Source organism: Tsukamurella sp. II2bb (genome assembly GCF_057815145.1).
In genome coordinates, this window is sequence record NZ_JBYPZI010000004.1 from 187286 (window position 1) to 199904 (window position 12619).

Annotated in this window: 11 protein-coding genes; 6 read left to right on the forward strand and 5 right to left on the reverse strand. The window is 72.1% G+C overall.

Annotation, left to right across the window (positions count from 1 at the left end; translation table 11 throughout):
* Positions 1-1689: a redoxin domain-containing protein gene (locus AC21LY_RS11575; protein ID WP_489046617.1), complete on the forward strand. Its 1689-nt coding sequence runs from the start codon at positions 1-3 to the stop codon at positions 1687-1689.
* A 12-nt stretch (positions 1690-1701) separates the two neighbouring features.
* On the opposite strand, the gene AC21LY_RS11580 is transcribed toward AC21LY_RS11575, so the two are convergent.
* Positions 1702-2100, reverse strand: a complete 399-nt coding sequence (locus AC21LY_RS11580) for a hypothetical protein (RefSeq protein ID WP_489046618.1) — start codon at positions 2098-2100, stop codon at positions 1702-1704.
* Positions 2101-2176: 76 nt separating this feature from the next.
* Here AC21LY_RS11580 and AC21LY_RS11585 point away from each other — a divergent pair, with 76 nt between their 5' ends.
* From AC21LY_RS11585 to AC21LY_RS11595, 3 genes are all read left to right on the forward strand, one after another.
* Positions 2177-3802, forward strand: a complete 1626-nt coding sequence (locus tag AC21LY_RS11585; protein ID WP_489046619.1) for a sensor histidine kinase — start codon at positions 2177-2179, stop codon at positions 3800-3802.
* Positions 3795-4454 (forward strand): response regulator, encoded by a 660-nt coding sequence (locus AC21LY_RS11590; protein WP_489046620.1) that lies wholly within the window; start codon positions 3795-3797, stop codon positions 4452-4454. Before AC21LY_RS11585 ends, AC21LY_RS11590 begins: the two co-directional genes overlap by 8 nt.
* A gap of 91 nt (positions 4455-4545) precedes the next feature.
* Positions 4546-5730, forward strand: coding sequence for an alpha/beta hydrolase family protein (locus AC21LY_RS11595; protein WP_489046621.1), 1185 nt, complete (start codon positions 4546-4548; stop codon positions 5728-5730).
* A 47-nt stretch (positions 5731-5777) separates the two neighbouring features.
* Here the strand turns inward: AC21LY_RS11595 and AC21LY_RS11600 are convergent, their stop codons facing one another.
* From AC21LY_RS11600 to AC21LY_RS11610, 3 genes are all read right to left on the reverse strand, one after another.
* Positions 5778-6995 (reverse strand): Fic family protein, encoded by a 1218-nt coding sequence (locus AC21LY_RS11600; protein WP_489046622.1) that lies wholly within the window; start codon positions 6993-6995, stop codon positions 5778-5780.
* 137 nt (positions 6996-7132) lie between these two features.
* Entirely contained in the window at positions 7133-8011 is an 879-nt protein-coding gene (locus AC21LY_RS11605) for an ABC transporter permease (RefSeq protein WP_489046623.1), read from the reverse strand.
* Complete coding sequence (locus tag AC21LY_RS11610) at positions 8008-10461, reverse strand: alpha/beta fold hydrolase (RefSeq protein ID WP_489046624.1); 2454 nt, start codon at positions 10459-10461, stop codon at positions 8008-8010. Before AC21LY_RS11610 ends, AC21LY_RS11605 begins: the two co-directional genes overlap by 4 nt.
* Before the next feature lie 367 nt (positions 10462-10828).
* Between AC21LY_RS11610 and AC21LY_RS11615 the strand changes: the two genes are divergently transcribed.
* Positions 10829-11494, forward strand: coding sequence for a slipin family protein (locus AC21LY_RS11615; RefSeq protein WP_489046780.1), 666 nt, complete (start codon positions 10829-10831; stop codon positions 11492-11494).
* On the opposite strand, the gene AC21LY_RS11620 is transcribed toward AC21LY_RS11615, so the two are convergent.
* A complete protein-coding gene (locus tag AC21LY_RS11620; RefSeq protein ID WP_489046781.1) occupies positions 11475-11858 on the reverse strand; it encodes a MarR family winged helix-turn-helix transcriptional regulator in 384 nt (127 codons plus the stop codon). The genes AC21LY_RS11615 and AC21LY_RS11620 overlap by 20 nt on opposite strands.
* Before the next feature lie 109 nt (positions 11859-11967).
* Here AC21LY_RS11620 and AC21LY_RS11625 point away from each other — a divergent pair, with 109 nt between their 5' ends.
* Positions 11968-12612, forward strand: coding sequence for a maleylpyruvate isomerase family mycothiol-dependent enzyme (locus tag AC21LY_RS11625; protein WP_489046625.1), 645 nt, complete (start codon positions 11968-11970; stop codon positions 12610-12612).
* Positions 12613-12619: the final 7 nt, after the last annotated feature.

Sequence of the window (12619 nt, forward strand, 5' to 3'; positions counted from 1 at the left end):
GTGACCGATCTGGCCCTGCCGCTGGTCGGGCTGGTCGGCGGCGCTCTGGCAGGGGTCTCGCCCTGCGTGCTCCCGGTGCTCCCGGTCGTTCTGCTCGGCAGCGCCGGGACGGGGACCGACGGTGCCCGGACCTCCCGTGCCCGGCCGGTCGCCGTGGTGGCCGGCCTGGTGCTGAGCTTCTCGCTGTTCACGCTCTTCGGCACCGTCGTCCTGTCGCTTCTGCACCTGCCCACCGGGCTGATCCGCTGGGTCGGGATCGGCGCGCTGCTCCTGCTGGGCGCGGCCATGCTGTACCCGCCGCTCGAGAGCCTCATCGAACGGCCCTTCGCCCTGATCCCGCAGCGCGTTCCGGGATTCAAGGGCGACGGTGCCGCGGGCGGGTTCGCGCTCGGTGTGGCGCTCGGCGCCGTCTACGTGCCCTGCGCCGGGCCGGTTCTGGCGGCGATCGCGCTGGCCGGGGCGAGCGATGCGATCGGCCCGCGCACGCTGCTCCTCACGGCGTCCTTCGCCGTCGGGACCGCGATCCCGCTCCTCGCCATCGCCCTGACCGGGCACCGTCTCGCCGACCGGGTCCGCGCGCTGCAGAAGCGGCAGCGGACCGTCCGGGCGGTCGGCGGCGTGCTCGTGATCGCTCTCGCCGTCGGCCTCGCGCTGGGCGTCACCGACGTGATCCAGCGCCGCGTGCCCGACTACACGCAGGCCGTCGGCGACCGGCTGGGAGCCGCCGCACCGCTGGTCGCGGGCACGGGATCGCTGCAGCAGTGTCAGCAGGCGGCCTTCACGGGGTCGGCGCAGCTCGCCGACTGCGGCCGCGCGCCGGAGTTCACGGGGGTGGGGCCGTGGCTCGGATCCGCGCCCCGCACGATGGCAGGGCTGCGCGGCACCGTCGTCCTCATCGACTTCTGGGCCTACTCGTGCATCAACTGCCAGCGCGAGCTGCCGCACGCCGAGGCCTGGTGGAAGAACTACCGCGACCTCGGTTTCGAGGTCATCGGGGTGCACACCCCGGAGTACGCCTTCGAGCACGACACGGACAACGTCATCGCCGGGGCGCGCAAGCTCGGCCTGACCTTCCCGATCGCCGTCGACAACCGGTCCGCGACCTGGGCCGCGTACCGCAACGTGGCCTGGCCGGCGGGCTACCTCGTCGACGCCACGGGCACCGTCCGGCTGGTGACCCTCGGCGAGGGGCACTACGACAGGACGGAGACCGCGATCCGCTCGCTCCTGCTCGCCGCGCACCCGGGCGCGACCCTGCCGCCCGCGACCGACGTCCCCGACGCCACGCCCCGCAACAAGGACCGGACGCCCGAGCTCTACCTCGGTGCAGAGAAGCAGCAGGGCTACGATGGCCCTGGCGGCTACGAACCCGGCACGCGCGTGTTCAGTCGACCGGATACCGTGCAGCCCAACAGGTTCGCCCTCGACGGGACCTGGACCGTCGGCGCCGAGGACATCCGCGCGGGCGAGCGGGCCGCGCTCACGCTCGCCTACACGGCGCAGCGGGTCTACCTCGACGTCGGCGGCACGGGCACGCTCACCGTGACCGAGGGCGGGGCCACCCGCACGATCCGGGTCGACGGCCCGCCGGACATCCGCACCGTCGTCGACCGTCCGGACTCCGGGACCGGGACGGTCACCGTCGGCCTCAGTCCGGGCCTGACGGCCTACTCGTTCACCTTCGGTTGACGAGCCCGGCCGCTAACGCCTGTACGCAGGCTCCGGCAGGGGTACCGGGCGGGGGTTGGCGCACACCCAGGCGACGGCGAACTCGCTCAGCGGGTACACCTGCGACTTCTCACCGGAGCCCGCCATCAGCACACGCACGAGCCGCCGGGCCTCGTCGAGATCGTTGGCGGACAGTGGGTTTCCCTGCGCGAGATACTCGGGCACTGCGGCGAGCATGGCCTGGAAATCGGCATCCCAATTGAGTCCGCCGTTGTCGAGGATCTCCCGCGCCAGACGACCCGTGAGGCGGATCACCTCTCCCTGGATCGTCTCCGCGTTGCCGGCGGGCGGGACCAACAGATCCCACATCGCTCGGTGCTGATCCGGCCACGGACCGGCGGGGACCACGATGGGCGAGATTCCGTCGTGCATGCTGCCACGGTAGCCGCCGGGAGAGAACGTTCCGGATCCGAGCCGCACGGCGTCACACATGACCTAGGCTCGGACGATGCCCGGCATGCGGCTGCGCACGCAGATCCTCCTGTTCCAGGTGGTGATCATCATCCTCAGCCTCGCCGCCGGGTTCGGCATCGTCGTGCATCGCGTGGACACCGAGACCCGCACCGAGTACGGGCACCGGGCGAAGGCGATCGCCGAGACGGTCGCCTCCGACGCGGAGGTCCGCGCCGGGGCCACCGCGCAGTCGGCGGCGCGCCGCGCGGGCCGGCCCGCCACCCAAGGGGAACTCGCCGCCGGGCCCCTGCAGCGACAGGCGACGGAGATCACCGAGCGGACCGGCGTTCTCTTCGTGGTGATCGCCGACGATGCCGGCTACCGCATCGCCCATCCCGACGCGACGCAGCTCGGGCTCCCGCTGAGCACCGACCCGTCGACCGCCCTGAGCGGCGACGTCGAGGTGACGCAGCAGCGCGGCACCCTCGGGGACTCCGTCCGCGCGAAGGCGCCCCTGCTCGACGACCACGGCACCGTCGTCGGACTGGTCTCCGTCGGGATCTCCACGGAGACGGTCGCCGCGGCCGCGCGCCGGACCGTGCTGCTCCTGGCCGCCCTGGCCGCGCTCGCTCTCGCCGTCGGGATCGTCGGCTCCGCGCTCCTGGCCCGACGGTGGCGGCGCCTCACGCTGGGGCTCGAGCCGGAGGAGATGGCGGAGCTGATCCGGGAGCAGAACGCCGTCCTGCACTCGGGCTCCGAGGGAGTGATCGCGATCGACGCCGGGGGCGTGGTGCGCGTCATCAACGACCGCGCGCGGGAACTCCTCGGCGTCACCGCCGACGTGGGTACGCCGCTCGCGGACCTCGGGCTGACGGGGCGGGTCGCCACCGTCGTGGAGACGCCCACCGAGGTGCCCGTCGCCGCCGCGGTGAACGAGCGGGTCGTGCTGGTGGCCTCGCGGCGGGTGCACCGCGGCGACACCGATCTCGGCACCGTGCTGACCGCCGTCGACCGCACCGACGTCGAGGCGCTGACCCGAGAACTCGACTCCGTGCAGGCCATGAGCGCGGCCCTGCGCGCGCAGCGGCACGAGTCCGCCAACCGGGTGCACGTCGTGGCCGGGCTCCTGCGCGACGGCCGCACCGACGAGGCCGTCACCTACCTCGACGAGATCGCCGGCCGCACCGGCGTGCTGCCGGTTCCCGGCCTCGACCTCCTCGACGAACCGCACCTCACGGCCTTCGTCGCCGCCAAGGCCGCCCGCGCCCGCGAACGGGGTGTCGTGCTGCGCGTGGGTGAGGACACCTCTTTCGTCGGGGTGCTCGAGCACCCGGTGGACACCACCACCCTCGTGGGCAACCTCCTCGACAACGCGATCGACGCCGCCGCGGACGGCCCGGAGCCGCGGGAGGTGGAACTCGACGTCCTGCGCGACGGTGACGATCTGGCGATCATCGTCGTCGACTCCGGTCCCGGCTTCTCCGTCGCGGATCCGTTCGTCGAGGGCGTGACCACCCGCACCGATCCGACCGTGCCCGGGGGCAGAGGCCTCGGGCTGGTCATCGCCCGGCAGGTCGCCCGAGGGCACGGGGGAGACGTCGTGGTCGTGGCGTGCGGACGGGGCGGCGAGCCCACGACGGTGATGGCGACCGTCCCGGAGGGAGTGCGCGACGATGCCTGAAGACCTGCGGATCCTGGTGGTGGACGACGACTTCCGCGTCGCGGCGCTGCACGCGAAGATCGTGGACGCGATGGTCGGCCTCCGCACGGCCGGGTCGGCGCGGACGCTGGCCGAGGCGCGGGCGCTCCTCGCCCGCGAGCGGATCGACCTGGCGCTCGTCGACGTCTACCTGCCCGACGGTTCCGGCATCGACCTCGTGCGCGAGATGCGGTGCGATGCCTTCATCCTCGGCGCCGCCGACGATGCCGCCAGCGTGCGCGCGGGTCTCGCCGCGGGTGCGCTCCAATTCCTGATCAAGCCCTTCCCGACCGCCGAGCTCGCCCGCCGGCTGGGCGCGTACACCGCGTACCGGCGGATCCTCGGCGCCGCCGAGGTCACCCAGGAGCAGGTCGACGCCGCCACCTCCGTGCTGCGGAGCGAGCGCCCGGCCCCGCGCCGCGACGAGGGCGGGTCGGTCACCGAACGGCGGATCGTCGAGGCGCTGCGCGCGTCCGGCGAGCCGATGCTCGCCGACGAGATCGCCGCGGAGGTCGGCATCTCACCCGCCACCGCGCGCCGCTACCTCGCCGAACTCGTGCGCGAGGGCACGCTGGTGATGGCCCTGCAGTACGGGACCACCGGCCGCCCCCGCCAGCGCTACACGCTCAGTTGACGGCGCGTCGATGTCGCCGGTCGCCTCAGGACTCGGGTGGATGTCGGACTTGCCGGGTGGTACGCCGACGGTGGGGCTAGAGTCCATAGCCATGAAAAGCACTCGGCTCGCGCTCGCTGGAATCACCGCTCTGCTGGGAGTAGGCCTGGTCGCGGCACCCGCCGTCGCCGCCCCCGACTGGTCCGGTCTGGACGCCGTGAACTACGCCGGGCCGATCCCGGGTAAGAGCGGTCAGCAGATCCGGTCCGTGACGCTCGATCCGGCGCTCTCCCTCCCCGGCGCCGGTACCGCCAAGCGCGTGCTGTACTCGACCACCGACCAGCACGGCAGGGCGGCGACCAGCACCGGGGCGATCTTCCTGCCGCAGGGAACCGCGCCGGCGGGCGGCTGGCCGGTGATCGCGTGGGCCCACGGCACCGTCGGCCTGGGCGACGACTGCGCGCCCTCGGCGAATCCCCGGTCCGAGCGGGACAAGCAGTACCTGGGGCACTGGCTGTCGCAGGGCTATGCGATCGTCGCGTCCGACTACGCCGGACTCGGCACGCCCGGCCTGATGAGCTACCTCAACAGCGTCTCGACCGCGCACAACGTGGTCGATTCGGTGGTGGCGGCGCACGCCGACCGTTCGCTGAACCTCTCCCGGAAGTGGGCCATCGTCGGCCAGTCCCAGGGCGGTGGCGCCGCCGTCAACAGCGCGCGCTGGGCCACCCAGTTCAGTGCCGGTAGCGGCCTTGACTACCGCGGCGTCGTCGCCACGGGCACGCCGTTCAAGATCGAGGAGGTCGTCAAGAGCTTCGGGCCGGGCTCGAATCTGCCGGGCGGTCTCAGCGCCGCGGCCACGTCGTACACCGCCTACATCCTGGCCGGGTTCCGCGAGGCGAACCCGAGTGTCGACGTCGACTCGGTGCTCACCCCGAGCGGCAAGCAGGCCGTCGCGAAGGCGGAGGTCCAGTGCTACACGCAACTGAGCCGCACCCTCGCGGGGCAGAAGCCGACCGATTTCGTCAGCGCGAAGATCTCGACCGTCCCCGGTGCGAGCGCCGCCCTCGACCGGTACATGGGAACGCCCACCTCGGGGTACGACCGGCCGGTCTTCCTGGGTGTGGGACTGAAGGACACCGACGTCCCGGTGCAGTCCTCGATCGCCCTCGCCGCCGCCCTGAAGAAGAGCGGCGCGCAGGTCGAGCTGCACGAGTACCCGAACGCCGACCACAGTGGGGCCGTGCTCGAGTCGATGAAGGATTCGACGCCCTTCCTCGCCCGCATCTTCGCCTGATCGCCGACGACTGAACGCAGGGACAGGGCCGGCAACGCGCGGGGTCGTCATTCGGCGATCGCGCACAGCTCCCGGCCCGCTCGGGTGAGGCGGAATCGCAGCGGTTTGCGGGACGTGGTCTCGACCAGGTCCGCCTCGACGAGGGCTTGAGTCTTGGTTCGGACGGTGCGCTTGGATCGGGGCCCGGCGTCCGTGAGCTCATCGAGTGTCAAGGTGCTGGTGTAGCCGAAGAGGGTGGCCTGGCCGAGTGCGTACAGAATGCCTCGGTAGTCGTCGTCGACGGGGACTCCGACCGGCGCGACGTCGTTGATGGCCTCGATGAGCCTGTCGAGAGCTGTCCGCCGTTCGGCGAGATCGACCGCGAGCCGGTGAAGTGCCTCCGCGATGATCTCCAGCATGGTCTCGATGAACGGCGTGGCGTCGGCGCGGTTGAGTGGGTGTTCGAGGTCGGTGAAAGCGCGGTAGTACCGGTCGCGGTTCTCGAAAATGGTTGCGGACAGTGAGAACCACGAGATGGGGGACAGTCGCTCGGCGAGGTCGAGGGCCAGGAGGAAACGGCCGGTTCGGCCGTTTCCGTCGTAGAACGGATGGACGACCTCGAAGATCAGGTGGGCGACGGCCGTACGGATGAGGTGGGGAACTTCGTCGTCCCTCCGTCCCGCGAGCATGACGGTCAGTCCGGCGTCGATCGCGCTCTCGGGCGCGAATCCCGTGTGGACCACCTTCTCGCCCGATGTTATTCGGACGCTGCCCGCGCGGAATCGCGTGCCGTCTGGTGCGTTGCTCGGATCGACTTCGCCACTCATGACAGCGTCGTAGAGGCTGCGTACGTCGTCGAGAGTTTTCGGCGCGGATACTGCGCGATCGCCGAGTGCGGCGTACAGCCGAACCATCTCGCGGAAGCGGCGGTCGCCTGCTGGCTCGTCTTGCAACGACTGCAGCGCATCGGCGATTTCGCGACGCGTCGAGTTCACGTTCTCGATATCGTTGGTGGCCTGAATCTCCTCGATGATCCTCGAGGAGAAGTAGTGACTCCGAGCGATCGGGGGTAGGTCGGACCAGGTGTCTCCAGCTCCTGTGTCGAGCGACATGATCCGCTCGGCCAGCGCCATGATGCGCGGCGTGGTCAGGCAGAACAACTCGTGATCGCCGATCCGGAACTCCCACTCGAGTGCGCTGGGCGATGCGCGGCGTGACGCCTTCTCGGCGTCGGCCCCGGCGGTGTCGCGCTGATGGAACACGGACTTGAGTGTGCGATAGGCCACCGCTCACCTCCTGCTGTCCGTCGAACACGCCGTCGAGGGAAAAATATGCGACCCGATTGAGGCGGCTATCTGTAAGAAACTCCCCATAATGACAAATGTGCCCGCATGTGGCTGTCCAGCGTCGATCCCGTACCTCGTCAGCTGACGATGTCCTTCGTGCGGAAGCTGCGCACGGCGAGGGCGACGAAGACGACGGCGATGCTCACGGACAGGGATACGCCCTGGATCATCGCGGCCCACTCGATGCTCGGCTGGAGGAGATCGGTCCAGGCGTACTGCCAGTGCGCGGGGAGCGCGGCGCGCAGGCCGCCGAGCGCGGTCACCTGGTCCAGGACGCTGCCGATCACGGTGAGGCCCACGGCCCCGCCGACAGCCGCAAGGGGCGCATCGGTGCGGGTGGAGAGCCAGAGCGCGAGCCCGGCGGTGGCCAGCTCGGAGACGATGATGAAACCCGCCGCGAGCAGCAGCCGCCACAACGCCTCCCAGGCGGGGATCGCCGAGTTCGCCGGGGTCTGCAGCGGCCCCCAGCCGTACGCGAGGGTGCCCGCGACCAGCGCGACGGCGACCAGCAGCGCCACCGACGCGACGGACAGGATCAGCGCGACGATCGCCTTGGTCGCGAGGAGTCGGGTCCGCGGAACCGGCGCGGCGAGGAGGTAGCGCAGCGAGGACCAGTCGGCCTCGGAGGCCACCGCGTCGCCGAAGTACAGCGCCACGGGGATCACCAGGAGAAAGCCGGTGCCCGCGATGAGTACGGTGGCCGTGAGATTCAGGCCCGACGCCGTCGCGACGTCGAACATCGACGGCCGGCCGCTGCCGCGGCCCCCGTCGTCGGTGCCGACGGCGAGCGCCACGATGAGCACGATCGGCAGGGACGCGAGCAGAGCGGCCATCACCAGGGTGCGTCGGCGGCGCAGTTGCCGCGCGAGCTCCACGCGGACCGTGAGGGTCCGGCCGGGCCCGTAGCCGGGTGCGGCGCCGTCCCGCGCCGTCACCGAGGGGGTCGTCGCTGTCATGCCTCGTCTCCCGTCAGCTGGAGGAATGCGTCTTCGAGGCTGCGGGGACCGCCGTGCTCGCCGCTCTGCACGATCTCGTCGACGGTGCCCGCCGCGATGAGTTCGCCGCGCCGCAGCACGACGACGTGCGTGCAGGTCTGCTCGACCTCGGCGAGCAGGTGGCTGGAGACGATGACGGTGCGGCCCGTGGCGCCGTAGCGGACGATCGCGTCCCGCATCTCCCGGATCTGCGAGGGGTCCAGACCGTTGGTCGGCTCGTCGAGCACCAGCACGTCCGGCAGCCCCAGCATGGCCTGCGCGATGGCGAGCCGCTGCCGCATGCCCTGCGAATAGGTGCGGACGGGGCGCTCCAGCGCGCTGCCGAGGTCGGCGATCGCGAGCGCCTCCTCGAGATGCGCCTCGTCGGCGGGTCGGCCCGTGGCGCGCCAGTACAGGTCCAGGTTGGCGCGGCCGGACAGGTGCGGCAGGAAGCCTGCGCCCTCGACGAAGGCGCCGACTCGGGAGAGCACCGGCGCGCCGGGCCGGATGGCATGGCCGAAGACCCGGATCTCGCCCTCGTCGGGTGTGATGAGGCCCATCAGCATCCGCAGGGTGGTGGTCTTGCCGGCACCGTTCGGCCCGAGCAGGCCCAGGACCTGGCCGCGGTCGACGCGGAAGGTCACATCCCGCACGCTGTAGCCGTCGCCGCCCGCGTACTTCTTGGACAGGCCCGTCACCTGCAGCGCGACGTCGGCCAAGTCCGGGTCGGCGGGCGGCGCGGGCCACGGGCGGCGCACGAGGAGCAGCGCGGCGGCGATCACCAGCGCGCCGAGCGGCGCCACCCACACCCACGTGGGCAGCGGAGCCGGCGCGGTCTTGAGGGCCGGTACCTCCGGCAGCGTGAGCGGGCCGGTGACGGTGATGGTGTGCGTCGCGGGCGCGTCGGGGGAGAGATACGCGAGGTCGGTGGTGGCGAGGGCGAGCCGCAGGCGGTGTCCCGCGGCGAACTCGTGGTCGATGACGGGCAGCCGGATCGTGGTGGTGGCGGTGCCGCCGGCCAGGGGGATGCGGATCGGGGCGGCCAACTGCTGCGGCAGGATCTGCGTGCCCTCCGGACCCACGTCGTAGAGCTTCGCGAAGAGCACCGCCTCCGGCGCGGTGGAGTCGACCTTGATCGTCACCGTCGGACCGCCGGTGACGGTAACGGGGCCCGCGAGCGGCGCGGAGTCGACGACGGCGGCCTGCGAGGGCAGGTCGCGGGACAGGCCCCCGGAGCCGAGCGCCGCCGCCGACGAGGCCAGGGCGCCGAGGCCCGGGACGCTGGAGATAGACGGGGGAGCGCCCCCCGGCGGGTTCTCGGCCCGCTGCGGGGAGCCCGGCAGTGCGACGGTGCGCGTGATGATCCCGCCGAGTCCCGGGTAGGCGTCGGTGCTCGACGCACGGACGGTGCGCTCGCCGGTCTCGCGGTCGATGCCGCCGGACCGCGAGACCTGGAAGGCCGGGACCGCCGGCGCGTCGACGTTCTTGAGGTAGCGGTCGAACCAGTCGACGGTGCGGGCGTTCACCCTGGCGTCCTCCGCGCTGCCGGCGTCGTGTCCGCCCGCGATCCAGTCCACCGCCACCGGGGCGCCGTTGGCGGCGATGCGCCGGGCGGCCTCGTCGGCGTGCTCGAGCGGGAAGAGCGAATCCAGCTCGCCCTGCGCGAGGTAGGTGGGGACGCGGATCTCGGCGCCCACGGATGCGGGGCTGCGCGCGGCGAGCAGCGCGCGATCGCCGTCGGTGAGGGCGCCGCCCTGCGCGATCCGGGTGTACATCTCGCACACCGCCGGCTCGAACTTCGCGCAGCCGCCGCCCATCGTGAACAGGATTCCCGCCCACTGCTTCTTGTAGACCCCGCCGGGGAAGAGAGCCTGCTGCAGGTCCCAGTAGGTGATGCGCGGGGCGATGGCGTCGACGCGCTTGTCGTGCCCGGCGAGCAGGAGCGCGAGGGCGCCGCCGTAGCTGCCGCCGGCCACACCGACGCGCGGATCGCCCGGCCGGTCCTGTTGCACGTCCGAGCGGCCGGCGAGCCAGTCGACGAGCCTGCGCGCGTCGGCGACCTCCGCGTCCGGCGCGTCCAGGCCGACGAGCCCCGTCGACTTCCCGAACCCCCGTGCCGTGTACGTCAGTACCGCGTAGCCGCGGCCGGCCAGCTGCTCGGCCTCATCGCGTACGTCCTCCTTGGAACCGCCGAAGCCGTGCGCGAGGAGCACCGCCGGGAAGGGGCCGCCACCGTCGGGCCGGAAGAAGGAGGTGTCCAGGCTGACCCCCGCCCCGTCGATCTGCTGATCGGTGCGCTGGTACGACGGCGCGCTCGTCCCACCCAGCCCGCAGGCGGCGAACGCGGCGAGGATGATCACGACGGCGGCCAGCGCCGCACCGGTGACGAGGGGCCGCTTCGCGGCGCTGCGCAGAGCGCGAGGTGGGGGCACCCGACCAGGATATGTGCGGTTCCGCGACTGCGCCGCTGCGTCGAGTCCGCCCACGGCGAAAATACTTTGCGATCCGCCACCCACGGCTGCCATGGTGGACCCGGCACTGATCGGGGAGCGGCCGGAGCGGGATACCGCCCACCGGTTCCGCGCGTTCGAACCGGCAGAACCGTCCAGTGGCACGGCCCTTCCGGGCCCAGGGGGTTCGAGTCCCCCGCACGCCGACCCGCCGGGAGCGCGGGCGGCGCCGGCCCTGCGATGCCCCGGCCATTACCCGGGACATCCCGCCGTCGCCGCACACCCGGCGGTGCGGTGCACCACCCACAGGCCCTCGGGCCACCCACGAGAGGAGAGTGCCGTGTCCGTCATGACCATCGTCCGCGGCCGCCGCATCGTGGTGCCGGTCGGCCGTCGGGCCGTCGAGTACCGCGACGGTGTCGCCGTCCGTGTGCTCGCACCCGGTTCCCACCGGATGCGCCGGGCGCATTCCGTCGTTCCGGTCGTCGTCACCGAGCGGATGATCGCCGTTGCGCCGCAGGAGATCGTGACTGCGGAATCGGTGCCCGTCCGGGTGTCGGCGACGCTGCGTGTGCGGGTGAGCGACCCCGCCGCATATCTCGAACGCGCCGCCGATCCGGACGCCCTGGTCTACCTCGCCGCGCAGATCGCGCTGCGGGAGTCTTTGGGCGGCATCGGCGTCGACGACCTGGTTCGCCGGACCGACGCCGTCGACGGCGAGGCGCTCCGTGCGGCCGTGAACACGGCGGCTGAGGCGGTGGGCGTGGAGGTGCTCGCGGTCGTCGTCAAGGACATAGTCCTGCCGCCGGAGATCCGTCGTGCGGCGGTCGACCTGATAACCGCCAAGGCGCGCGGTGCCGCGCGGCTCGAGGAGGCCCGCTCCGAGACGGCCGCGCTCCGCGCGCTCGCCAACGCCGGGCGCATGCTCGACGCGTCACCGGCGCTCGCGCGGCTGCGCATGATCGAGGCCGCGCCGGCCGGCGCGAAGATCGTTTTCAGCGATACGGGTCGGTGATCTCGCGCAGTTCGAGCAGCGCGGCGCGCATGTCGCGATAGGCGTCGGCGCCGAGGTGGTCCTCCCATTCCCGCTCGACCCGGGCCACCTCGGCGTTGGCGACGGCGGCCACGTCCACGCCGCGGGGGGAGAGGCGGATGAGCCGGGCGCGGCCGTCGGCGGGGTCGGGGACGCGCTCGACGTAGCCGGCGCGTTCAAGCTGGTCGACGAGGAATCCCGCGGTCTGCTTGGTCACCTGCGCCTGCTCTGCGAGGTCCGTGAGCCGGGTGCCGCCGGGGCCGATGCGCTGACCGATCCGCGCTTGGGCGAGCGTGATGTCGGTGTAGCCGGCGTCCCTCGCGGCGGTCATCGCGCGATTCTCCATCGCGCGATAGGCGACGAAGAGCAGCACCCCGGTTCCGATCTCCACTCTTGAAACAGTACAAGAGGCTGACTAATATTGGTCAGAGAAGCTGATCAAATTGGAGGTCGCCATGGACGAGCAGCAGGCCTGGCGGGTGATCGCGGCGCAGGGCATCGCCATCGCGGACGTCCTCGACGGGCTCGCCCCGGAGCAGTGGTCCGCGCCGTCGCTGTGCGCGGGCTGGACGGTGAACGACGTCGCGGGTCATCTCGCGGCGGTGCCCCGGCCGGCCCCCGTCGGCGCGATGGTCTCAGCGGCGGTTCGCGCCCGCGGGCGGCTGCACGGCATGATCGACCTGCTCTCCCGGGAGGCGGCCGCCGAGTACGGCACTCGGTCGGCCGTGATGCTGCGGGAGGAGGCTGACAATACGGCCCTGCCGCGAATGACGAACTGGCGCAACATCCTGTTCGACACCCAGATCCACGCTCAGGACATCGCGCGCCCGCTCGGCGTGGAGATGCTGGTGGATACGGCTGCGGCGGCGCAGGGGGCCGAGCGGATCTGGCGTGTCGGCTACCTGTTCGGCGCGCGGAAGCGGTTCGCGGGGCTGCGGTTCGCCGCCACCGACGTCGATTGGTCGGCTGGTGACGGACCCGAGGTGCGCGGGCCGATCGCCGACCTGCTGCTGGTGCTCTCCGGCAGGCCCGCCGGGCTGTCCGGGCTTGACGGTGCCGGTGCCTCCCTGGCCGCGCAGCGGCTCGGTGTTACAGGCTGACCAGCGG